The sequence below is a fragment of the Kineosporiaceae bacterium genome (assembly GCA_016713225.1).
Lineage (GTDB): Bacteria > Actinomycetota > Actinomycetes > Actinomycetales > Kineosporiaceae > JADJPO01.
The window spans coordinates 1121142-1147452 of sequence record JADJPO010000003.1 but is presented as its reverse complement, the minus strand read 5'-3'; the positions used below and the strand labels follow the sequence as shown (position 1 = coordinate 1147452).

The following is a 26311-nucleotide window of genomic DNA, read 5'->3' as shown; positions in this document are numbered from 1 at the left end:
CTAACCGGCGTCGTAGGGTGACGATCATGCGCATCCACACCGCCATGCTCTACGCCACGGATCTGCCCCGCCTGGTGAGGTTCTACGGCGGATTGCTCGGCGTGAGGGCCGAGGTCGACGAGGGCGGCCGATGGGCGCGGTTCGACCTGGACGGCACCGACTTCGCGGTGCATGCCGTTCCTGCGGCGATGGTGGCCGAGCTCGAGCTCGGCTCACCGCCCGCGCCCCGCGAGGACGTGCCGGTCAAACTGCTGTTCACCGTCGACTCCCTGGACGGCCAGCCGGACCGGCTGGCAGCGCTCGGCGCCACGGTGCTGGACCGGCCGTGGGGGACGCCCGACTACGCCGATCCGGAGGGCAACGTGTTCGGCCTGCTACCCGAGGACGGCCTCCGGACCGGGAACGTGCCGTAGCGCGTTCACCCGGTGGTGAGTGCCTCTCCGGTGACCAGGAAGCGCGCGGCGGGCTCGTCGTCCAGGGCGGCCTCGATTCTCACCCTCATGGTGGCCGCCATCGGGGGCAGATCGTCGAGGGCAAACCAACGGGCCTCGAGGTTCTCGCCGTCCTCGGGGTGGGGATCACCGCTGACCCAACGCATCCGGAACACCAGATCGAGGTACTGCGCCCGGTCGCCGTTGGCGTAGACGACCGGGTCGGTGACGTGCACCATCACCAGCCGCTCGGCGATGGCGTGCACCGCAGCCTCCTCGGCCACCTCACGGATCGCCGCGTCGGCCGGTTGCTCGGCGGGGTCGATGATCCCGGTGACCGGGGTCCACTCCCGGGTGTCGGAGCGCAACGCCAGCAGTACCTGATCGTCGTGCAGCACGACAGCGGTCACGCCCGACAGCCACAACGGGTGGCCGCCGATCTTCTCGCGCAGGGACACGATGAACTCGGGGATCGGCACGAGCGACAACCCTAGGCGGTGCCGCACCCGGGCCGGCACCGGGTCTGGGCAGGCGGCGGACCAGCCGTCACGATGGAGCCGTGAGCGAACCTGCCCTGGCCCGACGCCTCGGCACCGCGGACGCGGTCGTCATCGGTATGGGATCGATGATGGGTGCCGGGATGTTCGCGGTCTGGGCGCCGGCCGCTCGGGCCGCCGGCGCCGGGCTGCTGATCGGGCTGGTCATCGCCGCCGCGGTGGCCTACGCCAACGCCACCTCCTCGGCCCAGTTGGCGGCGGCCTACCCGACCTCGGGTGGCACCTACGTCTACGGGCGGGAGCGGCTCGGGCCGTGGTGGGGCTTCGCTGCCGGCTGGGCGTTCGTCATCGGCAAGACCGCCTCGTGCGCCGCGATGGCGTTGACCGTGGCCGCCTACGCGGTCGGTGGTCCGCTGTGGCGACAGCGCCTGGTGGCGGTCGCCGTAGTGCTCGCTCTGGCGGCGTTGAACTATCGCGGCATCACCCGCACCGCACTGCTCACCCGGGTGCTGGTGGGGGGGACGGCGATCGTGATGGCCGTGGTCGTGGTGGCTTCGCTCACGGCACCGGACGTCGTCCACGCCGTGCCGAATCCGTTGCGGTCCAACACCTCGGTGTCCGGGGTGTTGCAGTCGGGCGGGTTGCTCTTCTTCGCCTTCGCCGGGTATGCCCGCATCGCGACCATGGGTGAGGAGGTGCGTGAGCCGCGGCGCACCATTCCGCGGGCGATCACGCTCGCGTTGGCGGCGACCGTCGTTGTGTACGCCGTGATCGCCGTGACCGCCCTGGTGGTGGCGGGTGCCCCGGCGCTGGCGGCCTCGTCGTCCCCGCTGACCACGGTGCTGGAGGCGGCGGATCGTTCGGCCCTGACCCCGTTGGTGCGACTGGGTGCCGCCCTCGCCGCCTCGGGTGCGCTCCTGGCCCTGATCGCCGGCATCGGCCGGACCGCCCTGGCCATGGCGCGCGAGGGCGACCTGCCGCCGTGGTGCGCTGCGGTGCACCCTCGGTTCCGGGTGCCGCATCACGCCGAGATCGCTCTCGCCGTGGTGGTCTGCGCACTGGTGCTGACGGTGGATCTGCGCGGAGCGATCGGATTCTCCTCGTTCGGGGTGTTGCTCTACTACGCGATCGCCAACGCGTCGGCCCTCACCCAGCCGGACGCCGACCGGCGGTGGCCGCGCGCGCTGCAGGGGGCCGGGCTGGTCGGGTGCCTGGTGCTGGCGTTCTCGCTGCCGATCGGCTCGGTGCTCGCCGGGATCGGCGTGGTGGGGGTGGGCCTCGTCGGCCGCTGCGTCGCGCTCAGGCGTCGCCGATGAGGTCGGCCACGATCTGGGCGGACATCCCCACCATCGGCACGCCGCCGCCGGGATGGGACGACCCGCCGACCAGGAACAGCCCGGGCACGGGGGATCGATTGGCCGGTCGTACGAAGGTCGAGCGGTTGGTGTTGCTGCTCGGCCCGTGCAGCGCACCGCCCACGCTGCGGGTACGGCGCTCGATGTCGGCCGGGGTGCGCAGCTCACGCCAGATCACCCGCTCGCGCACGTCCACCCCCCGCGCCGCCATCAACGCCAGCACCTTGTCGGCGTAGGAGTCGGCGAAACCCGTTGCTGCCCAATCGATTCCGCGAGGACGGCCGAGGATCCAGCCGGCGGCGGGATCCTCGGCACCGGTCGCCACGTGCCGCGGTGCGACGACCTGTACCAACCAGGCCTCACTGTCGGCGTCCGGGCGCAGCGCCGTGTCGTCCGGCGCGCTGATCGTGATCGTCGGGTTCTCGGCGGCACGGGGTCCGGTCAGGCGGTGCCCACCGGTGCCGAAGACCGCGTCGAACTCCTCGTCCGGGTCATCCGGGAACAGCACCCGCAGGTGGGCGTCACACGCCGATCCTCCCGTAGCGTGCGAGCCGGGGCCGGGCCGCCCGCGCAGTGCCAGCATGACGGTGAAGGTCGAACTCGACGGCACCATGCGGCGCAGCGTCGTCCGGGCCAGCTCGGCGTCCTGCCCACTCACCAGATCGCGGTAGAGGTGGGTGGCATCGGCGTTGGCGACCACCACCTCGGCCTCGAGCAGTTCGCCCTCGCTCAGCCGGACGCCGCGCGCCGTGCCGCTCGAGTCCAGCAGCACCTCGACCACGTCCGACCCGGTGCGGATCTGGACGCCGCGCTCGCGCGCTCGCTCGGCGAGTGCCTCGACCAGGCCACGGACCCCGCCGGCGATGTACCAGGCGCCGAAGGACTGTTCCACGAACGCCGCGGTGGCCAGGATGGCGGGCGCACGGCGGGGGTCGGAGGCTGCGTAGGAGGCGTATCGGTCGAGCACCATGCGCTGGTGGGGGTGGCGCAGATAGCGCCGACCCAGCCCGCGCAGCGACCGCCACGGTGCCAGGGTGCGCAGGTCACCGTTGCGCCGCGCCTGCTGCGCCAGCGCCAGCGGGCCCTCCTGGGGGCTGGTCAGGAACGGATCGCGGACGGCATCCCAGATGCGGGCGGCGCGCTCGCCGAGGGAGGTCCAATCCGCACCGGCACCCCCGCCCAGGGCGTCGTCCCACGCGGCGGCGATACGGGGCCGGGACACGTTCGGCAGGTCGAGTTCCACGCCGTCGGCGAACCGGAAGTGGTACACGGGGTCGACCGGCTGCAGGTTCAGCACCTCGTCCAGCGGGGCGCCACTGTTCGCGAACAGGTCGCGGTACACCGCCGGCAGGGTCAGCAGTTGCGGGCCGGTGTCGAACGAGAAGCCGTCGCGGCTGAACCAACCCAGCTTGCCGCCGACCGTGTCGGCCTGTTCACACACCACCACCTGATGCCCGCGGAGGGCCAGTCGGACGGCGCAGGTCAGTCCGCCCAGTCCGGCTCCGATGACGACGACGCGGGCCATGGTCAGACATCGTGCCCGGCGTCGGGGTCCCTGGCCACCGTCCGGGCTCGTCGGCGCGCCCTGAACGAGCGGATCACCCGGAGCAGGACGGTCACCAGCAGCGCGCCGATCACCAGCAGAACCCCGGCGACCACCGCCGCGGCCCAGGGGTACAGCACCCCGAGGGTGACCACGCCGGCCACCGTCGCGTCCTCGGCGGTACTGATCACCAGGTTGCTGGCCGGCTCGGGGGAGGTGTTCACCGCTGCCCGGATCCCCGCCTTGACGGTGTGGCTGGCCAGCGCGGTCACCGCGGCGATGCCGGCGGCCACGGCCTCGTTCAACGTTCCGGCCTGACCGGCGATGAGGGCTGCGACGGCGGCTGCGATGCCCGGTCTGATCACGGTGTGCACCGTGTCCCAGGCCGAATCGAGGTAGGGGATCTTGTCGGCGATCAGATCGATCGCGGTCAGCACCGCCGCCGCGATCAGCACGTCGGTGCGCTGCAGCGCCGGCGGTACCCCGTCGGCGCCGAAGAACCGACCGAAGACCCCGAGCAACAGGACGACGGCGTAGCTGTTGAGCCCGCTCGCCCATCCGCTGCTGAAGATCCAGGGCAGGACGTCCATCAACCCTCGCCGGGTTCCGTGGTCGCCTGGGTGACCGGATCGTTCGGCCGGCGCGGCGCGGCGGCCACGGTGTGCTGGATCAGCTCCACGGTGCGCTGCGGGTGGTCCCACATCGGGGCGTGGCCGCAGCGTTCCCAGCGTTGCCACTCGGCATGGGCCGGCGCGAGTTCGGGGCGTTGGTTCGCCGGCGGCAGGATCAGGTCGCGATCGCCGAACACCACCACGGTCGGCACGTGCACCTGGGCCTTGCGCTCGAACCGGCGCCGGGACGTGGCGTCGAGCATCACCTCGTACGCCGTGCTCTGTGCCAGCGCGTGCACCATGCCCCGGGCGACGCCGGGGTGCAGCGCGGCGGGGTTGCTGCTGCCGGTGGCGAACACGAGGCGGCGCATCAGGGCGTTGTCGATCAGGGCGCCGGCGATCCGCTCGGTGCGCCGGGCCAACGCTCGGTTGGCCAGCAGCACCGGGCTGGGTCTGACCGGACGGATCCGCAGTCCCGCCGGGGCCAGGGCAACCAGTGAGGCGGCGGCGTCGTCCGCGGCCATCTCGAGTCCGATCCAGCCGCCCAAGGAGTTGCCGACCAGGTGTGGCCGGACGACGCCCAGCTCCGCGCACGATGCGGCCACCCGGCGTCCCACCGCCAGACAGGTCGGGTCGGCGCCGTCCAGGGAAGTCGAGGCGCCGTGGCCGGGCAGGTCCACCACCAGGACGTCGTAGTGGCGGGCCAACTCGGGCAGCACGGGTGCCCAGACCACCCGTGCCGCGCCGACGCCGTGGATCAGCAGCACTGTCGGCGCGGTGCCGGGGGTTCGTCCCAGGCGGGTGATCGCCAGACCGCGAGCGACCTCGGTCGGCGGTCCGCTCAGCAGTTCGACGGCTGCACCGATGTCGGTGGGCGAGGTCGTCGGCGTCGGGGAAGGCACCGGGGACACTATTCAGGCCACCTCGACCGGCGTCCCACCGGTGATCCGCACCAGCTCGTCGTAGCTGGTGGGGAAGACCGTCCGAGCGTGTCCGGCGGCGGCCCAGACCTGCTGATACTCGGACAATGCCCGATCGACCAGGGTCTGGACCGGTTCGGCATGCCCCACGGGGGCGACCCCGCCGATCACGAATCCGGTGCGCTCGCGCACGAAGTCGGCGTCGGCCCGATCGAGTCGTGCCACGCCGATGGTGGCCGCCACCTTGCCGGTGTCCACCCGGTGAGCGCCCGAGGTGAGCACCAGGATCGGACGCCGACCATCCGGCGCGTCGGCGTCCGGTACGGCGAAGACCAGCGAATTGGCGATCTGGGCGACCTGGACGCCGAGTTGCTCGGCGGCGGCCACGGCGGTCCGGGCGTGATCATCGAGGACGACGACCTCACCGTGGGCTCCGGCGCGATCGAGGGCGTCGCGCACCCGGGCGACGGCGGGGTGGTCGTGGATCGTCATGTCAGCGAGGGTAGGCGAACGGGGCCGGGCCGTTGTGCCGGCCCGGCCCCGTTCGCGTCAGTTCCGTCGTTCGGGCGTCAGCTCAGTCGTTCGGGATGGTGAAGACCTGGCCCGGGTGGATCAGGTCGGGGTTGGCGATGTGGTTGACCTTGGCGATCTCGCGCCAGTCGACCCCGAACTTCTGGCCGATCTCGCTGAGGGTGTCGCCCTTGACCACGGTGTAGGTCCGAGTGGTGGGCGCGGCGGCGGCCTCGGCGTGTGCCGCGTGGGCGACGTGTGCCTCGTGGGCGGCATGCGCGGCGGCAGCCTCCTCGGCCTTCTTGGCGGCGATGGACTCGTCCAGCTCCCGCTGAGTGGCGGCCGCGGTCGCGGCGGCTGCGGCCGCCGCCTCGGCCTCGTGAGCGGCCTCGGCTGCAGCTGCAGCTGCCGGGTCGGCCTTGGCGGCCAGATCCTCGGCGGACTTGCGGGCGGCCTCCGCGGTGGCCTGAGCCTCCTGGGCGGCCTGCTGCGCCTCGTCGGCGGCCTCCTTGGCCTTCTCGGCACGCTCCGCGTCATCCGTGGTGATCGCGTCCTTGATCTTGTCGAACAGGCCCATGTCCTCGGGCTTCCTCTCGGTGGGGATGTCGATGGGGTGTGGCGGCGATGGCACCGGGCGAACTCGATCGAGGTTCGATCCGGGCGCCATCGGCTGCTCCCGATCCTTGCGTGTGTCGAACCTAGAGCAGAGCGGCCCTGTCCGCCTCCTGGTTGACCATGGTCTGCCGCGCACCGATGGCAGCCGTGGTGCGTCAGGATGCTGTCCATGACCACTGCGGCGAACAACTCTGCGGCGGGCGCGGCCTGGCAGCCGGACGGTGAGCTGGACGACGTGCGGCTGACGGGCCTGGACGTCGGGGAGGTGGCGGCATCCGGCATGCGGCTGTTGGACGTCGAGATCACCGCGGGCAGGTTCACCGGGACCGGGCTGGAGCGCTCCACCTGGCGGGACTGCCGGGTGTCCGGCATCCGGATGATCGGCGTTGCACTCGGGCGTAGCCGCTGGGACAACAGCCGGCTCGACGAGTGCTCGGTGGCCGGGTGCGAGTTGTTCGGCGTGACGTGGCGCCGGCTGACCCTGAGGGGGTGCGTGCTCGACGGGGTCAACCTGCGTCAGGCCCACTGGCAGGAGCTGCAGTTGGTCGACTGCCGGTTGCGCGAGGTGGATCTCGCCGATGCCCGGCTGACCGACGTGCGGTTCGAGCGCTGCACACTGGAGGCGGTGGACCTGAGTCGGGCCGAGCTGGACCGGGTGGACCTACGCAGCAGCTCGATCCGGCTGTCCCGCGGGTGGGAGCGGTTACGCGGCGCGGTGATCGATCATGGTCAGTTGTTCGACATCGCCCCGGCGCTGGCGTCGGCGCTGGGCATCAGGGTCGAGGACTGACGGGGCGAGGACCGAGGGAGCGTCGGCCCAGCTCGCTCTCCAGTCGTTCGAGCAGTTCGAGGACGCCGACGGCGGCCCAGACCCGGTTGCGGCCACCGCCGGACAGCTCGGTGAGCACACCGGCGGTCTCGAGCCGTCCGATCGCGGCGTAGATGTTCTTGTCGGCGACGCCCCCGGTCAGCACGCGCAGCGAGTCGATGTCGACCACGGGCTGGCTGAGCAGGGCCTCGAGCAGTGTCGCCACGGCCGACCCGCGGCGCGCCCTGGTGTTCTCGTGCCAGCGCACCCGCAATGTCGCGAGGTCGGTGGCCAGCCGCAGCCCGGACGAGGCGGCCCGCGTGGTGGCTGCGGCGAACCGGGTCACCCAGGCGTCCAGTCGTCCGGCACGGTAGTCGTCCAGGCCGGTGAAGTACCCCTCGACGTCGGCCAGCAGCACGGTCGAGACCGGGACGACGGTGCGTCGGGTGAGCCCGCGTCGGCGGAGGACGACGTGCACCAGGGCTCGCCCGGTACGCCCGTTGCCATCTGTGAAGGGGTGGATGGTCTCGAACTGGGCATGGGTGATGGCGGCCTGGGCGATCGGGTCGACATCGGTGCGGTTGCAGAAGCGCACCAGATCATCGACCAGTCCGGGGACGCGGTCCGGCGCCGGCGGGACGAACAGGGCTCCGTGCGGGGTCAACTCCCCGCCGCCGATCCAGTTCTGCATGGTGCGCAGCCGCCCGGCCCAGCCGCCCTCGTAGGGATCGGCCTCCATCAGCAGCCGGTGGATGTGCAGTAGATCGACGACGTGATACGGCAGATCGGTCAGCGGTGGTGCCACGGCGGCGGTCATGGCGCGCACATTGGCCGCCACGTGAGCTGCCGCGGTGTGCACGGGCACGCCCCGGAGCATGGCCATGCCGAGGTCGCGTTGGCTGGCCTCCAGGTGCTCGATCTTGGAGGAGGCCACCGACTCCGACCGCAACAGTGCCCCGGCCAGGGCCGTCAGGTCGACGGTGGTGGTGTCGTCGAGCAGGCGTACGGCGGCGTGGGCGGCGGCGGTGGTGCCGGTGGTGGCCGGGGCCAGCACCACCGGCCGGACGGCGATCGCGGGCACCGTGGCGACCTCGACCTGGTCGAACTCGGACAGCGACGAGCTCCAGGGCCGGAGTTCACGGCCCAGGGCCGGCCAGTCGAGAACCGTCATGTGGCCTCCAAGAACTGACGTTACGTGAAGTCAACCGTAACTATAGAACGCCGAGGTGACGTTTGTTCGGGTGGGTGGAGGGGGTGATCGAGGGGAGTGCGGGTGGGGCTTGGTGGGTCTTGGGGTGTGACGAGTGTGGCCGGTGGGGCGATTGGCAGGTCGTGTGACACGCCTCGCCGGCGACGCCCGGGTCACTCGGGGGATTGTCGAATCCATCGTTCGGTTGGCGTTGACATGCGCCCGTCGCGAGGTAGAGTCGAGTCATTCGAACGCGTGTTCGAGAAGTTGATCGGGGCGCTGGTTCTCGTCGGGAGGCGGGGGTCAACCGGCAGCTCGATCGACTGATTCGTGGCGGGGCGACTCGACCCCGCCCCGTCACGGATCGGTCACCCGGTGCCTCGGGTGGGGTGTGGGGAAGCACTCCCGCCCGAGGCCACCGGCTCCGCTTCCCCGGAGATGACAGGACGTCGTCCGGCTCGCCGCCAGCGAGTCCGTGAGCAGGGGAGTGATCATGCGTCGGTTCATCGAGAACGTGCACGTGGGGGTGGTCGGCACTCAGCCGGCTGCCTTCCGGTGGCGAGGATCTCGCTATGTGGTGCGGGATGTGCTCGGCCACTGGCGTGAGCGGCGGGCGTGGTGGTCCGGTCCGGCGGCCCGGGCGGTACTCACCGGGTCCGGTCCGGCGACGTCCGGCGGGCTGGACCTCGGCGCCTCCCTGCCGCTCGCCGAGGAGTACGAGGTCTGGCGTGTGGAAGCCAGCCGGCGGGGTAGTGAGCTCGTCGGGGTCTACGACCTGTGCCACGACACCGGAATCCAGCCGGACATCGGCGCGTGGCGCCTGCTGCGCATCGCGGACTGACCGTCATGTCCGCCCCCGGTGTGCCGGACGGGCACGAGGGGAGCAGTACCGAGAGTCACCCGGCCCAGGACGAGCAGCACCAGCACGACCAGCACCAGCACGAGCAGCACCAGACGGATCGACTCACGGACCCGGCACCCGCCGGGGCCACGACGGAGGGACCAGACATGACCGCCATCACCCTGAGCAGGCCCCCGGTCTCCTCGAGTGCACTCACCCTGATCGATCGCTCGTCAGCCGGTCTGTTGCAGGCTTGTGCCGCCCGAACGGCGGGGGAGCGGTACGTCGCGGCCCATCTGGCAGCTCTGCGCGCTGCAGCGGCCGTGCTCGCGGTGCGGGGGCGCAGCAGCCGTGGTGGTCCGCGCAGCGTCTGGGAGCTGCTGCCCCGGGTGGCGCCCGAGCTGGGCGAGTGGGCCTCGTTCTTCGAGGCGACGGCGGGGCGGCGCGCCGCCATCGAGTCCGGCCGGGCATCGGCGGTCACCCCGCGCGAGGCCGACGACCTGCTGCGTGACGCCGAGGCGTTCCAGCACGTGGTCGAGGGGATCCTCGGGCTGCCGCAGTACCCGGTGCTGCCCGAGGCCCTGCCCATCTGCACCTGAGGGGGCGACGTGCCGTTCACCCACCTGCACGTGGCCTCCGGCTACTCCCTGAGGTACGGCGCGTCCACCCCTGCCACGCTGGTCGAGCTGGCTGCCGAGCACGGCATGTCCGCCCTGGCGCTGACCGACCGCGATGGTCTGTACGGCGCGGTCAAGTTCGCTCAGGCCTGTCAGCGGATGGGCCTGGATCCCGTGCTCGGAGTGGACCTCGCGGTCGAGTCGGTGAGGCCGCAGCTCGGAGTGCCGCCCCGCCGGAACGGGTCGTCTGCTGCTCCCGTCACCCGGCGTCGGACCCCGGTGCGGGGCGGTGCCGAGGTCGACCCTCGTCATCCCCGGGTCACCGTGCTCGCGCTGGGGGCGGACGCCCGGCAGGGGCGGTTCTCCGGCGAGGGCTGGGCTCGGCTGTGCCGCCTGGTCTCGGCCACCCACCTGCGGGGTGAACGGGGCCGGCCGGTGAGCACTGCGGGCCTCATCGCCGAGCACGCCCGGCTCGCCTCGCCCGCCACGGTGCTCACGGCACCGGCAGCCTTGACGGTGCTGCTCGGTCCCGACTCCGAGGTGGGCCGGGCCGTGCTGGCCCGTCGCCTCGACCTGGCACGGGCAGTGCTCGACCAGTGGGTCGCCGTTCTGCCCGCCGGTGGCCTCGCCGTCGAGGTGGTCTGTCACGACGGTCCGCCCCAGACCCCCGGCAGTCTCACCCATGCCGCCCGGATGCTGGCGCTGGCCCGTGACGCCGGGCTGCCCGCGGTGTTGAGCAATGCCGTCCGGCACGCCACGCCGGACGGTGCGATCACCGTTGACGTGCTGGACGCCGCGCGCCGGTTGGTGCCGCTCGGCACCCGTCACCTCGACCGCACCACGACCCAGGGACATCTGGCCTCACCGGCCGAGATGACCGCGCTGGCCGCTCGGATCGCGCAGGCCGCCGGGGAACCGGACGCCGGGGCGCGGCTGCTGGCCGACACCCGGGCACTCGCCCGACGCTGTCGACTCGACCCACGCGCCGACCTGGGCATCGGGTCGGTGCACTTCCCCGAGACCCACCTGCTCGGCCTGGGTCCGGCGGAGAATCCGCTGGCCGCGCTGTACAAGCGATGCGATGCCGCGATCTCCCAGCACTATCGCGGCGCAGGAACCGACCTGCTGCACACCGTCACCGATCGGCTGGAGGCCGAACTGGCCACCATCGAGGCTCTCGGGTACGCCTCCTATTTCCTGACCGTTGCCATGGTCTGCGACGACATCCGGGGGATCGGGGTCCGGGTGGCGGCCCGAGGATCGGGCGCAGGCAGTCTGGTCAACCACTTGCTGGGGATCTCCGGCGTGGATCCGATCCGGCACAACCTGTTGATGGAGCGGTTCCTGTCGCCGTTGCGGGCGCAGCTACCCGACATCGACATCGACGTCGAGTCGGCTCGCCGGGACGAGGTCTACGCCGAGATCCTCGACCGGTTCGGGGCCGAGCGGGTGAGTTGCGTCTCGATGATGGACACCTATCGGGTCCGTCACGCGATCCGGGACGCCGGCGCCGCTCTGGGGATGCCGCAGGCGGAGGTCGCCACCATCGCCACGGCGTTTCCGCACATCCGGGCGCGGGACGTACGCGATGCCCTGACCGAGCTGCCCGAACTGCGCGCCGCCGGGCTGGACTCCTCACGGCTCGACCTGCTGTTCGACCTGGTCGAACGGCTCGACGGGTTGCCCCGTCACGTCGCGCTCCACCCCTGTGGGGTGCTGCTGTCCGATGCCGGTCTGCTGGACCGCACCCCGGTCGAGGCCAGCTGGCAGGGGTTGCCGATGAGCCAGTTCGACAAGGAGGACGTCGAAGAGCTCGGCCTGCTCAAGCTCGACGTGCTCGGCATCCGGATGCAGTCGGCGATGGCCTACGCCCTACGCGAGGTCGACCGAGTCGACCACGATCGGATCGAGCTGGACGCCGTCCCGCTGGACGACGAGCCCACCTTCCGCATGATCCGTACTGCGCACACCCTGGGGTGTTTCCAGATCGAGTCGCCCGGGCAGCGTGAGCTCATCGGCCGGTTCGGCCCGCAGACCTTCACCGACATCGTGATCGACATCTCGCTGTTCCGTCCCGGGCCGGTGAAGTCCGACATGATCAACCCGTTCCTGCGGGCACGGCAGGGTTGGGACCAGGTCAGCTACCTGCACCCCGACCTCGAGGAGGCACTGCACGAGACCAGTGGTGTGGTGGTCTTCCACGAACAGGTGCTGCAGATCGTCTCCCGGATCGCCGGGTGCAGCCTGGCCGAGGCCGACGAGGTGCGACGGGCCATGGGCTCGCGCGACGGTCAGGGTCATGTCAAGGAGTGGTTCGTGCCCAAGGCGCTCTCCCGCGGGTACGACGAGGCCACCGTCACCCGGATCTGGCAGGTGTTGGAGGCTTTCGCCTCGTTCGGGTTCTGCCGCGCGCATGCCGCGGCCTTCGCCTTGCCCACCTACCAGTCGGCCTGGCTCAAGACCCATCACCCCGCGGCCTTCCTGGCCGGGGTGCTCACCCATGACCCGGGGATGTACCCCAAACGCCTGATCCTGGACGACGCCCGCAATCTGGGCATCGCTGTCCTGCCGTTGGACGTCAATGCCTCCGAGGACACCTATCGGGTCGAGCGGGTCGATCCCGACGACGCTCCCCACCCCGGCCAGGACCTGCCGGACGGACGGGGGTACGGCATCCGGTTGCCGCTGACCGAGGTGAAGGGGATCGCCCAGGCCGAGGTCAGCCGGATCATCGCTGCCCGCCCGTACGCCACCCTGGCCGACTTCTGGCACCGGGCCGCGACCAGCCGCCCGGTGGTCGAGCGGCTGGTGCTGGCCGGGGCGTTCGATTCCCTCTACGGCCTGGGCACCGCCCTGCCGATTCGTCGCCGCGACCGGCTCACCCGCCGCGACCTGTTGCTGCAGGTCGCCGAACTCGACCGATGGAGCCGCTCGGTGCGCAGGTCGACCGCCGCGGCCGGGAACGGACGGGCCGTTCGCTCGGCGACTGCTTCGCTTGACGTCGCTGCCGCGAACGCCCCGTCCGTTCCCGGCCGCGGCTCCCCTTTCAGTCAGCGGCCCGATGCCGTACGGGCGGCGGCGGCGAGCCAGTCGCGGGCGCCGCGGCGGGCGCCGGCGGTGGCCGACCACGAGGTGCAGCTCACCCTCGACCTGGGCGATGCGCCGAATCAGACCAGGCCCACCGGGCTGCCCGAGATGACCAGCGCCGAACGCACCCGGGCCGAGCTCGAGATCCTCGGGCTGGACGTCAGCCGGCACGTGCTCGACTTCTACACCCCGTTGCTGACCGAGCTCGGGGTGACTCGATCGCGTGACCTGCTGAGTCGGCGCAGCCGTGCCGAACTGCTGATCGCCGGGGTCAAGGTCGCCACCCAGACCCCCCCGATCCGATCCGGACGGCGCGTGGTCTTCCTCACGCTGGACGACACCACAGGCCCGGTGGACGCCACCTTCTTCGAGGACGTCCAGGGGCCGTATGCCGCCACGGTGTTCCACTCCTGGTTGCTGGTGGTGCGGGGGGTGCTGCGCCGCACCGGGCACCGCGGGGTCTCGCTGCGAGCGACCGGGGCCTGGGAGCTGCCGGTGCTCTGGGACGCCTGGACCGAGGGCGGGCTGGTGGCCGTCGAACAGCTGATGGCCACCCCGGACAGTGCGGGCGCACCCGCCGGTGAGAACGCCGACCGGGAGGGGTTCCGGCCACCGGCAGTGGCCTTCGGAGGTGGGTTCGTGCGGACGGCCGAGCAGGAGTGGGAGGCCGCTGCCGCCTCGGACGCCGCCACCGGGTTGCCGTCCGGTGACCGTGATCCCCGCATCGGCGGACGTCGCGAGCGGGCCGGCGGCATGGGTGGGGGCACCGCGCACCTGCGCCGGATCCTGGTTCACCCCACCGGCTACGTGCAGTCGCCCTACGCCGATCTGCAGACCCCGGGCATCGAGGTACGTGACACCCGGCGCGTCGTCGCGGCCGAGGACGGTGACGTCACACCCGAGGCGCGCACCGCGTCGGGACGCTCGACGCCGAACCGCAAGCTGTGGCACTCCAGCCCGGGAAGCAGCGGTCGATGAACCAACTCGCTCTAGGGTGGGCCTCGTGCCCGACGACCCCTCGCGCTCCCGCCGCTGGAGCCTGCGTACCGACCCGCGTACCGCCGTCCGGACCGCGGTGGTCTGGGATCTGCTGGATGCCCTCGCCGCCGAACGCAGTGCGGCGCTCGGTCGCCCGCTGGACGTGGTCGACGTCGGCGGTGGCACCGGGGGATTCGCCGTCCCGCTGGCCGCCCTCGGTCACCGGGTCACCGTGGTCGACCCCAGCCCGGATGCGTTGGCCGCACTGCAGCGGCGCGTCGCCGAGGCCGACGCGGGCAGCCGGGTCCGTTCCCTGCAGGGGGACGCCGGTGAGCTGGTCGGCCTGCTCGGGGCCGAGAGCGCCGATCTGGTGCTCTGTCACGGCGCCCTGGAGTACACCGACGACCCCTCGGCCGCCCTCGCCGACGCTGTGGCCACCCTGCGCTCCGAGGGGCTGCTCAGCCTGCTGGTGCCGCAACGACTCGGCGCCGTTCTCGCGCGGGCACTGTCGGGTCGGTTCCACGACGCCCGGAGGTTGCTGGACGATCCTGCCGGGAAGGGCTCGGACGACGACGTCGTGCCGCGCCGGTTCGACCGCTCGACCCTGCTGGAGATGCTGGACGGGTTGTCGATCCGGGCCATCCACGGCGTCCGGTTGTTCGCCGATCTGCTGCCGGGCGCGCTGGTCGACTCCGACCCGGACGCCGCGGCGGCGCTGCTCGAGCTGGAGCGGGCGGCCGGTGACCACCTCTCCCACTCCGAGCTCGCCGCCATCGCCGCGCAACTGCACGTCGTGGCTCAACGTCCCTGACCCGGTGAGGTTCGTTCGGGGCGGGTCGTGAGTCGCCGCCAGCTCGATCGAGGTGGTCGACCCGGGCGACCGGACAGACCCGCTGCCGATCCCGGTGTCACCGGTTCCCCCAGTGCCCCCGGTGCCCTCGGTGCGGTGCCGGACGACGCCGACTGCTCGATCCTGCACGTCGACATGGACGCCTTCTACGCCTCGGTCGAACTGATCGAACGGCCCGAGCTGCGTGGTCTGCCGATGATCGTCGGTGGCAGCGGCCGGCGAGCGGTGGTGCTGTCGGCCACGTACGAGGCCCGCCGGTTCGGCGTCCACTCGGCGATGCCGCTCGGCCGGGCGCGGCGGATCTGCCCGCAGGCGGTGGTGCTCGAACCCGATCACCACCGCTATGCCGAGGTCTCGCGCGGCGTCATGGAGATCTTCCGGTCCATCACGCCGCTGGTCGAGCCGTTGAGCCTGGACGAGGCGTTCCTCGACGTCTCGGGGGCGATCCGCCGCCTGGGCCGACCGGCACGGATCGCCCAGTTGATCCGCGACCGGGTGGCCGATGAGCAACGGATCACCTGCTCGGTCGGGGTAGCGGCGACCAAGTTCGTGGCCAAGCTGGCCTCCGGACGCGCCAAACCGGACGGGGTGCTGGTGGTGGCCGCCGACCGGGCGGTCCCCTACCTGCACGCCTTACCGGTCGGCGCGCTGTGGGGCGTGGGGGAGCGCACGGAGGAGAGTCTGAAGCGCCTCGGGTTGCACACCGTCGCCGACATCGCGCACACCCCGTGGACACCCTGGAACGAGCGCTGGGCGCCGTCGGGGCCCAGCTGCACGAGCTGTCCTGGGGGCGAGACCCGCGGCCCGTCGTTCCGGAGCAGGTGGAGAAGAGCATCGGCGCCGAGGAGACCTTCGAGCGCGATGTCGACGACCCCGAGGTGGTGCTGCGGGAGCTGCTGCGGTTGTCCGAGAAGGTGGCTGCCCGGTCCCGGTCTGCCGGGATGATCGGCCGCACCGTGGTGATCAAGATCCGGTTCGCGGATTTCACCACGCTCACTCGGTCGCGCACCCTGCCCGAGCACACCGACGTGGCCCGCGTCGTCCATGCCACCGCCCGCGCGCTGTACGAGGGCCTCGGGCTCGATCGCGCCCGGTTGCGTCTGGTGGGGGTGCGGCTCGAGGGGCTGACCGAGGCCACCCAGGGGCATCACCAGCTGGCCTTCGACGAGCGTGAGCACGGCTGGCGGGAGGCCGAGCGGGCGGTCGACCAGGCCAGCGCCCGGTTCGGGGAGGGGGCCGTACGTCCGGCAAGTCTGGTCCGAGAGGACTATTCCGCGCGGGATCCGGGCCCTTGGTAGGGCAATCCCAGGTAAAGTTGTCGCTTGCGGCGGCCGACACTGGGCCGAGAGTGGCCAGTGCGGGTTTCGTCAGGGGCCGACCCGACTTATCCTGGACCTCGCCGCGTTGTACCCTGCCGCGCGTTCTGTTCCTGGGAGGTCGTCGTGCCGCTCTCCGATAACGAGCAGCGCTTACTGGAGCAGATGGAGCGCGCCCTCTATGCGGAGGATCCGAAGTTCGCCTCCACCATGCGCGGTGTCGCTCGCCGTCACGGATACCTGTCTCGCTTGATCATCGGCCTGCTGGCCGTGGTGATCGGTCTGGTGGTGCTCCTGCTCGGCGTGGCCAAGGGCATGGTCCTGATCGGCGTCCTCGGGTTCCTCGCCATGCTGGGCGGTACGGTCTTCGCCTTCTCAGCCCGACGACGCAGCGGCCCCACAGGGGTTGTGACCGCCACCGGCGGTGTCCGGCCTCCGGCTGCGGGTCGCAAGTCCAAGGGATCCAAGGGCACCTTCATGCAGCGCATGGAGCAGCGATGGGACCGCCGGCGCGACGAGCGCTGACACCCCCACCCACCCCGCATCACCGAGAGCTAGCGACGGTCGCCGGAGCCGGCGCGTTCGCGCGGCCGGCGATCCCGAGGACGGCGCGGCTGCACCCGCAGCAGACCGCCCTCCTGCTCGCCGGTCGACTGCTGACGGAGAGCCCGGCGCGAACCGGTGAACACGGCGATCCCCGAGGCCGGCACCAACCGGGCGCGGCGCCTTGCCTGAGGCCCGACCAACTCGCCGACGGCCTCGACCACCCGATCGGTGTCGGCCCGCACCTGGTCGGTGGTGCGTGCCGACGCGGCGTCCGGCGGCGCATATCGAGCGGTCTCGATGTCGTGCACCAGCCGCTCCAGAGCGGCCAGTGCCTCGGCGGGCAGGGTGTGGTCGTGGCTGAGCCGGTGCATCAGGGCGCGCGGCGTCCACGACCTGGCCCAGACCACCCCCAGGTCACTCAACCGGTCGCGCAGGTCGTCCCAGGCGGCCTCGGCGCGCAGCTGCGGGGTCCGGGCTCGCGACCACCGCCGCCGTCGGATCACCTGGCCGGCGAGCCACGGTGCGGCCGCCAGCAGGCCGAGCGAGGCCAGGGCGGCCAGGATCCGCCACGGGATCCGGTCGAACCAGGAGGTGTCCGTGGCCGTGGTGGAGGTCTCGGGCCTCTCCGGCGCCGGCCGAGCCGCGCGCGAGGCGGGTCCGGCCGAGGCGCTCGCCGACACCGAGGCGCTCGGCGTGGCTTCCGGGGCGCTGGGGGCCACCGGATCGGTCTGGGCATAGCCCGGCAGGGATGGCGCCCGGCGGGCCGGGGTCGGTTCGAACCGAACCCAGCCGACGTTCTCGAAGTACAACTCGGGCCAGGCATGAGCATCCTGCAGGCTGATCGTGTACTGGCCGCCGCCCTTGGCGGTGCCGGGCAGGAAGCCCACCGCCACCCGAGCGGGGATCCCGAGGGTGCGCGACAGCACGGCCATCGTCGAGGCGAACTGGACGCAGTACCCCTTCTTGCCGGTCAGGAAGGCCGTGACCGCCTCGGTGCCACTGCCGTCCTCCGGCCCCGAGATCTTCTCGCTGTAGGTGAACCCGCCCGAGGTCCGCAGGTAGTCCTGGATCGCCAGAGCCTGTTCGTAGTGGCTGCCGGTGCCGGCCACGGTGCGTGCGGTCTGACGCACCAGCGCCGGCAGGCTCGGCAGGGCCGTGAAGGTGCGCTGCAGGTCTTGCGGAGGCGCCGGCGCCGCCGCGAGCTGCTCCGCGGTGGGCTCGATGGACAGGTGCCGCGCGGTGTACGAGACCCCGTCGGTCCGCTGGCCGTCGCCGACGACGTTCAGCGAGGCCTTCTCGTACAGCCACCGGCCCTCGATCTCGACCACGGTGGTCGGGTAGGGCAGCGGCAGGTAGGTCTCGCTCAGCTTGCCGATCGCGATGTTCGTGGTCTCGTCCCGGCGGCTGACCTGACTGCTGAGCCCTGGTGGGAACGGCAGGCCGTCCTGCACCTTCTGCTTACGGCTGATCGGCCCTGTCGAGGGCGCCCAGCGTTCGCCACTGAAGGTGTCGTCGGTCGCGATCCGCAACGGGTCGGGGGAGGCCATCGTGGTGGTGTACGTGATCACCGGGTCGTTGCTGCGCGAGGTGAGGTTCTGGTGCAGCGTCAGGATGGGGTTGACCACGCTGATCTGGCCTCGGCCTCGGCCCTCGCCGTCACCGTCGCCGCCGGTCAACAGTCGTTCGTCGACCCCGGGGGTGACCATCGGCAGCAGCACCGCGACAGCCAGCGAGATCGCGGCCACGCGTCGTCCACCGCTCAGCGGCCCGCCCAGGTTCACCCGGCGCTCGTGCGGACCGTGACCCAGCACGCGTCCCCAGGCATGCACCCGATCGACCCAGTCGACGGTGACCAACATCAGGTACCCCAGTGCTGCCACCAGGAAGTAGATCCACGGAACGCCCTGGGGCAACACCGCCGCCGGCACCGAGTAGACCGCCAGCAGCGGCAGCCCGGCGGCTGCGGGGCGCTCCAGGGACGCCGCCACGAGGTCGACCGCGAACGCCACCAGCGCCATGCCCAGCGTGGCCAGCAGCACGATGCCCGCCCCGACGGGCACCGGTGGTCCGGCGGTGCGGATCACCTGGCTGCCCTCGGTCAACAGGGTGCCCATGCGATCGAGGGCCTCGGGCCCGGGCAGGATGCCGAACACGGCCTGGCGCCGGGCGAACAGCGCGGTCAGTGTCACCGTCAGAGCACCGGCCTGTGCCAACGCGGCCAGCGGCCAGATGGGCGTGAGCTGACGCACCGCCACGCCGACCAGCGAGCACACCAGGACGACGACCAGGACGGGCGCCGTCCAGCTCAGGTCGGCGAACAGGGGCCGCAGGGTCGTGGCCGCCAACAGTGTGGCGACCAGCGCGGCCAGGGCCAGGCGCAGCGGAGCGGTCATCGCCGACCTCCCGATCCGGTACCCACGCCGGTCGGCGCGGCCCGGCCGATACCGGCCGAGGCACCCATCAGGCGCTGCCACACCATCGGCACCGCGGACGACGGGTCGACCTCGGTCACCGACCAGCCTGCGGTGCGCAACACGGCCGCGACGCGCTCCCGGCGCGAGTCGCTGCCGGCGTCGTCGGCGGCAGAACGCCCCGGTGACCACCGGGGGGTGGCGAGCAGGATCGCCACCGCGCACGATCCGGGGTGGCGTACCTGGGCCAGGGCATGGGCGAGGTCGGGTTCGAGGTCGCCCAGCACGGCCACGATCAGCCCGTCACCGCGCGAACTCTGCAGCGCGGCCACCGAGCTGCCCAGCGTGGTGTCGTCGGTGGTCTCGGCCAACGCCAGCCGCTCCAGCAGGGCTGCGGTACTGGAGTCCCCACTGGCCGAGCTCCAGGTGGCCGTTGGGTCATCGGTCAGCAACCGGACGCCGTAACGCAGGCCGGACAGGTGCACGGCGACCGAGGCGGTGGCACTGACCGCCCACTCGAAACTGCTGGCCGGGCCGTCGCCACGATGTGAGTCCGCCCGGCTGTCCAGCAGGACGGTGGCACGCATCTGTCGCGGCTGCTCTTCGCGACGCACCATGAGCTCGCCGCGCCGGGCGGTCGAGCGCCAGTGCACCCGGCGCAGGTCGTCGCCGTAGCGGTACTCGCGGATGGCGATGTCGTGGACGCCGCTGGCCGCCGCCGTGCCGTGCATCGCCTCACCGCTACCACCCCAGTGGCCGCCCGTGGGGGCGCCGGACAGCGGCCAGGTGCGCGGCACCACGATCAACGGGTCGGTGGCGGTGAACGCGCGGGTCACCTCGCACAGGCCGAACGGGTCGGACATCTGCAACCGCAACGGGCCGATCTCGTAGCGCCCCCGGGTCTGAGTGGGCACCGAGTAGGTGACGGCGGCGCGTCGTCCGCCGGGCAACCGGGCCATCACGAACCGCGGTGAGGGCCCCAGGGAATAGGGGATGGTGTCCTCGGCCAACAGCACCCGGGTCACCAGCCGGGTGAGGTTCTCGAGTTCGAGCCGCACCCGCGCAGTGTCGCCGCTGACCACCCGCGCCGGACTGATGGTGCGGGTCAGGGCCAGTCGCAGCTGCGCCCGGCCGATCACCAGGGCACAGGCTGCCGGCAGCACGATCAGCAGGACGCCGATGCGCAGCAGGTCTCGTTGGCCGAGGATGAAGGCCGAGGCCGTTGCCGCCACCCCGGCTGCCAGGAACGCGCGCCCACGGGTGGTGAGACCACCCAGGGCTGCTCGGAGCCAGGTCATCGGGCCACCCTCCTCATCGGGCCGTCCTCGGGGTTGTGCTGTCGAGCGGTTCAGGCCCTCGCCCGGGGCACGGGTACCTGGCTGAGCAGGGTCGCCAGCGACTCCTCGGGGGTGCGCTGATGGATCGCGGCATCGGGGCTGGGCAGCAGACGGTGGGCGAGCACCGGCACCACGAGCGCCTGGACGTCGTCCGGCAGGACGTGGTTGCGGCCCTCGGTCACGGCGTAGGCCTTGGCCGCCCGCAACAGCTGCAACGCCGAGCGGGGGGAGGCACCCAGGCGCAGATCGGGGGAGGTGCGCGTGGCCCGGACCAGGGCGATCACGTACTCCTTGATGGCGTCTGCGGTGTAGACGCCGCGCACCGTGGCGATGAGCTGGCGGATCAGCTCGGCGTCGGCCACGGGCGCCAGCGATTCGAGCGGGTCCTGCGCACCGTGGCGGTCGAGCATCTCGAGCTCGGCCGCGCCCGAGGGGTAGCCCATCGAGAGCCGAGCCATGAACCGGTCGCGCTGGGCCTCGGGCAACGGGTAGGTGCCCTCCATGTCGATCGGGTTCTGGGTCGCGATCACGATGAACGGCGGCTGCAGCCGGTAGGTGGTGCCGTCGACGGTGACATTGCGCTCTTCCATGCACTCCAGCAGCGCGGACTGGGTCTTGGGGCTGGCCCGGTTGATCTCATCGCCCACCACGACGTTGGAGAACACCGCGCCGGGCTTGAACTCGAAGTCCCCGCGCTCGGAGTTGTAGATGCTCACGCCGGTCACGTCGCTCGGCATCAGGTCGGGGGTGAACTGGATCCGGCGCACCGAGCACCCGATCGATCGGGCCAGGGCCTTGGCGAGCATGGTCTTGCCGACACCCGGCACGTCCTCGAGCAGCAGGTGTCCCTCGGCGATCAACACGGTGACCGCGAGCCGGACGACGTCCGGCTTGCCGTCGATCACCCGCTCCACCGCCTGCCGGATCGTGCTCGTGACGTGGTGGGCCGTCTCGATCGAAGCCGCCATCGCCCCGGGCGGGCTGGTCATGGTCACCTGATCCTCCTCCTGCTGCGAACACCGTCGCAGCGCCGGTGCACGGCGCCAGTGTCTCAGGCGACGCCGCACCAGGCTCACACACGTGGGCCGGTTCGCCCCAGTCGGGCCACGTTCCGGCAGTGGTTCCCCGGCCCGCCGGCCCTGGTCGGCGGTTCGTCCGGCCCGCCGGTGACCGCCCGTGACCGCCCGGGCAGCCCCCCCACTTTCTCCCACCGATGGCCTGGATCCCGGTCGACGCGACTCTTTCACCCCGTTATGCCCCGTTTCAGCGGCAGTCGTGGGCGCCGGAGAGGTCGAGGTGGGTCCCGCGCCTCGCCGCGGGATCGGACGGCGGGGTTGGGCGCGTCAGATCCCAGATCAAGCCCGTGACCTGCGATGTCGTCGCAAGAGCGGACACACGGCGGGGGTAACGCATCGTTGACGGTGGAGGGAAGTGGAGTAGAGTGGGGCCGTCTGGAAGGTCGGGGTGGGTCTCGGTGGGGGCTCAGGGAGGGCGGGGCGCATGTTCCTCGGCACCCATACCCCGCGACTGGACGACAAGGGCCGGCTGATCCTGCCGGCGAAGTTTCGTGAGCAGCTGGAGGACGGAGTGGTGGTGACCCGGGGTCAGGAACGCTGCCTGTACGTCTTCCCGGTCGCCGAGTTCTCCCGCATCGCCGGTCAGTTGCGCCAGGCACCCGTCACGAGCAAGCAGGCTCGGGACTACCTGCGGGTGTTCCTGTCCGGAGCCAGTGACGAGGTGCTCGACCGGCAGGGCCGGATCACGGTGCCCTCGATGTTGCGCGGCTACGCCGGTCTGGATCGCGAGTGTGCCGTGATCGGTGCCGGCGACCGGATCGAGATCTGGGATGCCACCGCGTGGGAGAGCTACCTGTCCGAGCAGGAGTCGTCGTTCGCCGATCAGGCCGAAGAGGTGGTCCCCGGGATCTTCTGAGTCGCACGTGCTGTATCGGCGGTGAGGTCTCCAGCCGCCCGGGGTGTCCTGATGCACCTTCCCCGGTGTCAGGCCGCCCGGTCGGTGCGGATGGAGACCTGACCGCCGATGCCCATCCGGGTCGGGGGCTGTTCCAGGGTCGAGAGGGTCGAGATGAGCAACGGCGCGCCCGCGCAGGACCGGCACACGTCGGTGCTGCTCGACCGTTGCGTCGCGCTGCTCGCCCCCGCCCTGGAAGAGCCCGGCAGCGTGGTGGTCGATGCCACCCTGGGTATGGGCGGTCACGCCCTGGCGCTGCTCGAACGGTGCCCGACCGTCACGCTCATCGGCATCGATCGTGACCCCGCGGCGCTCGCGCTGGCGGGGGAGCGGCTGGCGGCCTTCGCCGGGCGCACCCAGCTCGTGCATGCCGTCCACGACGAACTGCCGCAGGTGCTGCACCGGCTCGGTCACCGCCAGGTGCACGGCATCCTGATGGATCTCGGGGTCTCCTCGATGCAGCTCGACGAGGTCGATCGCGGGTTCGCGTATTCGGTCGATGCCCCACTCGACATGCGCATGGATCCCACCGCCGGGGCCACTGCGGCGGACATCCTCAACACCTACCCCGTCGCCGAACTGACGCGGGTCCTGCGTGACTACGGCGAGGAGCGGTTCGCCCGCCGGATCGCCGAATCGGTTGCCCGCGAACGGGAACGCCTTCCCTTCTCCACCAGCGCACGGCTGGTCGAGCTGGTGCGCGAGGCGATCCCGGCGGCCACCCGCCGTCATGGCGGCAACCCCGCCAAACGCACCTTCCAGGCCCTGCGGATCGAGGTCAATCACGAACTCGACGTGCTCACCCGGGCGGTACCCGCTGCGGTGGACGCGCTCGCCCTGGGCGGACGGATCGTGGTCATGTCGTTCCAGTCCCTCGAGGACCGGATCGTCAAGCGGGCACTGGCCGAGCAGGCCCGCAGCACCTCCCCGCCGGACCTGCCGATCGAGTTGCCCGAGCACGCCCCGGCGTTGCGTCTGCTGACCAAGGGCGCCGAGACCGCCGAGGCCGACGAGGTGGCCGTGAACCCACGCGCTGCGTCGGTGCGCCTGCGGGCTGCCGAGCGGGTCCGGTTCAGACAGAGCGGGGGAACGCCGTGATCGGGCACCTGGTGATGAGGGCTGTCGTGACGAGCAAGGCCGAGGGGGATGCAGCATGAGCAGCGCAGGGGCGATCCGGACGGCGCGCGCCGCGGTCGCGCGTCCGGCGACGAGCCGGACGACGACCCGACCGCCGGCACCACGGCTGCGCTTGGTGTCCACTCCCGAGAACCTGCGTTCGCGTGGCGGACTGGTTGCGGCCTGCCTCGGCCTGCTCGCCGTGGGCCTGATCGGGCTTCTGGTCATGACCGTGAGCCTGGGACGCGGGGCCTACCAGCTCGGCCAGCTGCGAGCGGACACCACCGAACTCACCGAACAGCGCCAGGCACTGCAGGAGGAGATCGCCTCGTTGCAGGCACCGCAGAACCTCGAGGCGCGAGCTCGCGGGCTCGGCATGGTGCCCGCGCCCAACGCTGCCGTGGTGCGCCGCAGTGACGGCGTCGTCCTGGGCGAGCCCAAGGCTGCCGCCGGGTTGCCGGCTCCGATGGTGCCGCACGCAGCCCAGTCCTCGACCTCGCCATCGGCCAAACCCGCCGCCGCGCAGTCCGCCGGCACCGCTGCCCAGACCAAGACCCCGGCCGTGAAGCCGGTCACGAAGCCGGTCACGAAGCCGGTGACGAAGCCGGTCACGAAGCCGGTCACGAAGCCGAAGGCTCGACCCACGAGCAAGCCTGTGGCCCAGCCGACGGCAGCGGGCTAGCCATGGCCACACCCACCTCGACCCGGACACCGCGGCCACCGGCTGCCCCGCGCAAGGCGGCTGCCCCGCGTCAGACCGCTGCGCCGCGCAAAGCGGCTGCTGCGCCGCGCAAGACCTCTGCTGCGCCGCGCAAGACCTCTGCTGCGCCGCGCACCCGCGCCGCGGCGCCAACCCGTTCGGCCGCGTCGACTCGTGGGGCACGCTCTGCCGGCCAGGGCGCTCCCGTCCGCAGCACCCGGCCCGCCCGGCCCACCCGTCCACCTCGTCCGCCTGCGCCGCCCCGGCCCCCGGCGGATCCGAACCGGCGGATGTCCATCGGCCTGATCGCGATGCTGTTCGTGCTCAGTCTGTTCGGCGGCCGGTTGATCCAGTTGCAGGGTCTGGACGCGTCCGCGGTCGCCACCACGGCTCTGGCCAAGCGCACCGTCGACGTCACCCTGCCGGCTCGCCGTGGTGACATCACCGATGCCCAGGGCGCGGTGTTGGCGGCCACGGTCGATCGGCGCGACGTCCTGGTCGACCAGCAGTTGATGTCGCACAGCGACAACGGCGGTGCCGCGGCGGTGGCGGCCAAACTCGCCCCGTACCTGCGTCAGAGCGTGCCCACGTTGACCGCGAAGCTGACCGGCACGTCCAAGGGCACGATCATCGCCAACGAGATCACCCCCGACGTGGCCCGGCAGATCCGGGCGCTGAAGATCATCGGACTGGTCACCCCGCAGGCCAGTCGCCGGGTCTACCCGGCCGGTGACCTGGCCGCCAACGTGCTCGGCTTCGTCGCGGCCGACGGCAAGTCCTACGGCGGGGTCGAGGGCGGCTTCGACGACGTCCTGGCCGGTACCACGGGGTCGCTCAGCTACGAGCGGGCGCTGGACGGCACCCGCATCCCCACCGGCAACACCGAAGAGGTCGACCCGCGTGACGGTGGCAGCGTCCAGCTGACCATCGACCGTGACCTGCAGTGGAAGGCGCAGCAGCTCGCGGCTGCCCAGGCCGAGGCGGTCGATGCGGAGTCGATCAGCATCGTCGCCCTGGCCCCCGAGACCGGCAAGGTGCTGGCCCTGGCCACCGCACCCACGTTCAATCCGAACGCCCCCGGCAAGGCACCGGACTCCGATCGCGGCAACCGTCCCCTGCTCGACGTCTTCGAACCCGGTTCGACCTCGAAGGTCGCCTCGCTCGCCGCGGCGTTGCAGGAGGGTCTGGTCACCCCGCTGACCCAGGTGACCGTGCCCAACCGGCTGAAGCGGGCCGACCGCACCTTCCGCGACGCCGAGGAGCACGGGGTCGAGAAGCTCACGGCCGCAGGCGTCCTGGCCAAGTCGAGCAACATCGGCACGATCATGCTCGGCGAGAAGGTCGCCCCGGCGACCATGGAGCGCTACCTGCGCGCCTTCGGCCTGGGTGCCAAGACCGGGGTGGGCCTGCCCGAGTCGGGCGGCATCCTGGCCCCTGCCGCCGACTGGAACGGCTCGCAGCGCTACACGGTGCTGTTCGGTCAGGGTCTGTCGGTCAACGCCCTGCAGTCGGCGCAGGTGTTCGCCACCATCGCCAACGACGGCGTGCGCATGCCGCCGTCCATCGTCGCCGGCCACACGTCGTCCGACGGCACCTTTCACGCCACCACGGCCCGCGAACCGGTGCGGGTGCTCAGTGCCGAGACCGCCCGGGCCATGCGAGAGATGATGGAGGGGGTCGTGGTCGAGGGCGGTACCGCGGTCAAGGCCGCGGTGCCGGGCTACCGGGTCGCGGGCAAGACCGGTACCGCGGAGCGTGCCGTCAACGGCGGCTACAGCGGCTACACGGCCAGTTTCATCGGCATGGCCCCGGCCGAGAACCCGTCCCTGGTGATCGCGGTGATCGTGCAGAACCCGAAGCGTGGTCACTACGGCGGTGACGTCGCCGCCCCCCTGTTCCGTGACCTGATGACCTATGCCCTGGCCCACGAGCGTGTGACACCCAGCACCGGTAAGCCGCCGCAGATCCCGACCACCTGGCACTGACGGGTAGCCTCGCAGCGTGCCGATCCCCGGCGGACCACGCCCCTCCCACACCCCGCCCCGCCACCTGTCCGAGGTGG

Annotated in this window: 22 protein-coding genes and 1 pseudogene; 13 read left to right on the top strand and 10 right to left on the bottom strand. The window is 71.8% G+C overall.

The window, feature by feature from the left end; translation table 11 throughout:
* Positions 1 to 26: 26 nt before the first annotated feature.
* The gene (locus IPK24_16200) at positions 27 to 413 is read left to right on the top strand and encodes a hypothetical protein (protein MBK8077062.1); all 387 of its coding nucleotides are present in this window, start codon (positions 27 to 29) and stop codon (positions 411 to 413) included.
* 5 nt (positions 414 to 418) lie between these two features.
* Here the strand turns inward: IPK24_16200 and IPK24_16195 are convergent, their stop codons facing one another.
* The gene (locus tag IPK24_16195) at positions 419 to 910 is read right to left on the bottom strand and encodes an NUDIX domain-containing protein (protein MBK8077061.1); all 492 of its coding nucleotides are present in this window, start codon (positions 908 to 910) and stop codon (positions 419 to 421) included.
* 80 nt (positions 911 to 990) lie between these two features.
* Here IPK24_16195 and IPK24_16190 point away from each other — a divergent pair, with 80 nt between their 5' ends.
* Entirely contained in the window at positions 991 to 2244 is a 1254-nt protein-coding gene (locus IPK24_16190; GenBank protein MBK8077060.1) for an APC family permease, read from the top strand.
* Here the strand turns inward: IPK24_16190 and crtI are convergent.
* From crtI to IPK24_16165, 5 genes are all read right to left on the bottom strand, one after another.
* A complete protein-coding gene (crtI, locus tag IPK24_16185) occupies positions 2228 to 3808 on the bottom strand; it encodes a phytoene desaturase (GenBank protein MBK8077059.1) in 1581 nt (526 codons plus the stop codon). The genes IPK24_16190 and crtI overlap by 17 nt on opposite strands.
* A gap of 2 nt (positions 3809 to 3810) precedes the next feature.
* Positions 3811 to 4416: a DUF4126 domain-containing protein gene (locus tag IPK24_16180; protein MBK8077058.1), complete on the bottom strand. Its 606-nt coding sequence runs from the start codon at positions 4414 to 4416 to the stop codon at positions 3811 to 3813.
* Positions 4416 to 5339, bottom strand: coding sequence for an alpha/beta hydrolase (locus IPK24_16175; protein MBK8077057.1), 924 nt, complete (start codon positions 5337 to 5339; stop codon positions 4416 to 4418). The genes IPK24_16180 and IPK24_16175 overlap by 1 nt, the downstream gene beginning before the upstream one ends.
* 12 nt (positions 5340 to 5351) lie before the next feature.
* Positions 5352 to 5849 carry a YbaK/EbsC family protein gene (locus tag IPK24_16170; GenBank protein MBK8077056.1) on the bottom strand — a complete coding sequence of 166 codons (498 nt, stop codon included), beginning with the start codon at positions 5847 to 5849 and terminating at the stop codon, positions 5352 to 5354.
* A gap of 82 nt (positions 5850 to 5931) precedes the next feature.
* On the bottom strand, positions 5932 to 6534 hold the full coding sequence (locus tag IPK24_16165; protein MBK8077055.1) for a LysM peptidoglycan-binding domain-containing protein: 603 nt from the start codon (positions 6532 to 6534) through the stop codon (positions 5932 to 5934).
* 117 nt (positions 6535 to 6651) lie between these two features.
* On the opposite strand from IPK24_16165, the gene IPK24_16160 reads away from it, so the two are divergent.
* On the top strand, positions 6652 to 7272 hold the full coding sequence (locus IPK24_16160) for a pentapeptide repeat-containing protein (protein MBK8077054.1): 621 nt from the start codon (positions 6652 to 6654) through the stop codon (positions 7270 to 7272).
* On the opposite strand, the gene IPK24_16155 is transcribed toward IPK24_16160, so the two are convergent.
* Entirely contained in the window at positions 7256 to 8461 is a 1206-nt protein-coding gene (locus tag IPK24_16155; GenBank protein MBK8077053.1) for a Fic family protein, read from the bottom strand. The two genes, IPK24_16160 and IPK24_16155, sit on opposite strands and share 17 nt — an antisense overlap.
* Positions 8462 to 8969: 508 nt before the next feature.
* Between IPK24_16155 and IPK24_16150 the strand changes: the two genes are divergently transcribed.
* From IPK24_16150 to IPK24_16125, 6 genes and pseudogenes are all read left to right on the top strand, one after another.
* Positions 8970 to 9320 carry a hypothetical protein gene (locus IPK24_16150; GenBank protein MBK8077052.1) on the top strand — a complete coding sequence of 117 codons (351 nt, stop codon included), beginning with the start codon at positions 8970 to 8972 and terminating at the stop codon, positions 9318 to 9320.
* A gap of 167 nt (positions 9321 to 9487) precedes the next feature.
* A complete protein-coding gene (locus IPK24_16145) occupies positions 9488 to 9919 on the top strand; it encodes a hypothetical protein (GenBank protein ID MBK8077051.1) in 432 nt (143 codons plus the stop codon).
* Between the two features lie 9 nt (positions 9920 to 9928).
* A complete protein-coding gene (locus tag IPK24_16140) occupies positions 9929 to 14002 on the top strand; it encodes a DNA polymerase III subunit alpha (GenBank protein MBK8077050.1) in 4074 nt (1357 codons plus the stop codon).
* Positions 14003 to 14027: 25 nt separating this feature from the next.
* Positions 14028 to 14813: a methyltransferase domain-containing protein gene (locus IPK24_16135; GenBank protein MBK8077049.1), complete on the top strand. Its 786-nt coding sequence runs from the start codon at positions 14028 to 14030 to the stop codon at positions 14811 to 14813.
* A gap of 174 nt (positions 14814 to 14987) precedes the next feature.
* Positions 14988 to 16150 (top strand): annotated as a pseudogene (dinB, locus tag IPK24_16130) (DNA polymerase IV).
* Positions 16151 to 16294: 144 nt separating this feature from the next.
* Positions 16295 to 16693 carry a DUF3040 domain-containing protein gene (locus IPK24_16125; GenBank protein MBK8077048.1) on the top strand — a complete coding sequence of 133 codons (399 nt, stop codon included), beginning with the start codon at positions 16295 to 16297 and terminating at the stop codon, positions 16691 to 16693.
* A 29-nt stretch (positions 16694 to 16722) separates the two neighbouring features.
* Here IPK24_16125 and IPK24_16120 read toward each other — a convergent pair whose 3' ends face one another.
* Genes IPK24_16120 through IPK24_16110 form a run of 3 tightly spaced genes read right to left on the bottom strand, consistent with a single transcriptional unit; the run spans position 16723 to position 21451 of the window.
* Entirely contained in the window at positions 16723 to 19107 is a 2385-nt protein-coding gene (locus IPK24_16120) for a transglutaminase (GenBank protein MBK8077047.1), read from the bottom strand.
* Positions 19104 to 20423, bottom strand: coding sequence for a DUF58 domain-containing protein (locus tag IPK24_16115; GenBank protein MBK8077046.1), 1320 nt, complete (start codon positions 20421 to 20423; stop codon positions 19104 to 19106). Before IPK24_16115 ends, IPK24_16120 begins: the two co-directional genes overlap by 4 nt.
* 50 nt (positions 20424 to 20473) lie before the next feature.
* Positions 20474 to 21451 (bottom strand): MoxR family ATPase, encoded by a 978-nt coding sequence (locus IPK24_16110; protein MBK8077045.1) that lies wholly within the window; start codon positions 21449 to 21451, stop codon positions 20474 to 20476.
* A gap of 511 nt (positions 21452 to 21962) precedes the next feature.
* Between IPK24_16110 and mraZ the strand changes: the two genes are divergently transcribed.
* From mraZ to IPK24_16090, 4 genes are all read left to right on the top strand, one after another.
* On the top strand, positions 21963 to 22394 hold the full coding sequence (gene mraZ / locus IPK24_16105) for a division/cell wall cluster transcriptional repressor MraZ (GenBank protein MBK8077044.1): 432 nt from the start codon (positions 21963 to 21965) through the stop codon (positions 22392 to 22394).
* 153 nt (positions 22395 to 22547) lie between these two features.
* Entirely contained in the window at positions 22548 to 23531 is a 984-nt protein-coding gene (gene rsmH / locus IPK24_16100; protein ID MBK8077043.1) for a 16S rRNA (cytosine(1402)-N(4))-methyltransferase RsmH, read from the top strand.
* 55 nt (positions 23532 to 23586) lie between these two features.
* Positions 23587 to 24231 (top strand): hypothetical protein, encoded by a 645-nt coding sequence (locus IPK24_16095; GenBank protein MBK8077042.1) that lies wholly within the window; start codon positions 23587 to 23589, stop codon positions 24229 to 24231.
* A gap of 2 nt (positions 24232 to 24233) precedes the next feature.
* Positions 24234 to 26234 carry a penicillin-binding protein 2 gene (locus IPK24_16090; protein MBK8077041.1) on the top strand — a complete coding sequence of 667 codons (2001 nt, stop codon included), beginning with the start codon at positions 24234 to 24236 and terminating at the stop codon, positions 26232 to 26234.
* Positions 26235 to 26311 lie beyond the last annotated feature (77 nt).

What these genes read in the sequence shown, in the direction of transcription:
- IPK24_16200 (MBK8077062.1), top strand. Translation starts at nt 27, where the DNA reads ATGCGCATCCACACCGCCATGCTCTACGCCACGGATCTGCCCCGCCTG.
- crtI (MBK8077059.1), bottom strand. Translation starts at nt 3,808, where the DNA reads ATGGCCCGCGTCGTCGTCATCGGAGCCGGACTGGGCGGACTGACCTGC.
- IPK24_16180 (MBK8077058.1), bottom strand. Translation starts at nt 4,416, where the DNA reads ATGGACGTCCTGCCCTGGATCTTCAGCAGCGGATGGGCGAGCGGGCTC.
- IPK24_16170 (MBK8077056.1), bottom strand. Translation starts at nt 5,849, where the DNA reads ATGACGATCCACGACCACCCCGCCGTCGCCCGGGTGCGCGACGCCCTC.
- IPK24_16165 (MBK8077055.1), bottom strand. Translation starts at nt 6,534, where the DNA reads ATGGCGCCCGGATCGAACCTCGATCGAGTTCGCCCGGTGCCATCGCCG.
- IPK24_16160 (MBK8077054.1), top strand. Translation starts at nt 6,652, where the DNA reads ATGACCACTGCGGCGAACAACTCTGCGGCGGGCGCGGCCTGGCAGCCG.
- IPK24_16155 (MBK8077053.1), bottom strand. Translation starts at nt 8,461, where the DNA reads ATGACGGTTCTCGACTGGCCGGCCCTGGGCCGTGAACTCCGGCCCTGG.
- IPK24_16145 (MBK8077051.1), top strand. Translation starts at nt 9,488, where the DNA reads ATGACCGCCATCACCCTGAGCAGGCCCCCGGTCTCCTCGAGTGCACTC.
- IPK24_16120 (MBK8077047.1), bottom strand. Translation starts at nt 19,107, where the DNA reads ATGACCGCTCCGCTGCGCCTGGCCCTGGCCGCGCTGGTCGCCACACTG.
- IPK24_16115 (MBK8077046.1), bottom strand. Translation starts at nt 20,423, where the DNA reads ATGACCTGGCTCCGAGCAGCCCTGGGTGGTCTCACCACCCGTGGGCGC.
- IPK24_16110 (MBK8077045.1), bottom strand. Translation starts at nt 21,451, where the DNA reads ATGACCAGCCCGCCCGGGGCGATGGCGGCTTCGATCGAGACGGCCCAC.
- mraZ (MBK8077044.1), top strand. Translation starts at nt 21,963, where the DNA reads ATGTTCCTCGGCACCCATACCCCGCGACTGGACGACAAGGGCCGGCTG.
- rsmH (MBK8077043.1), top strand. Translation starts at nt 22,548, where the DNA reads ATGAGCAACGGCGCGCCCGCGCAGGACCGGCACACGTCGGTGCTGCTC.
- IPK24_16095 (MBK8077042.1), top strand. Translation starts at nt 23,587, where the DNA reads ATGAGCAGCGCAGGGGCGATCCGGACGGCGCGCGCCGCGGTCGCGCGT.
- IPK24_16090 (MBK8077041.1), top strand. Translation starts at nt 24,234, where the DNA reads ATGGCCACACCCACCTCGACCCGGACACCGCGGCCACCGGCTGCCCCG.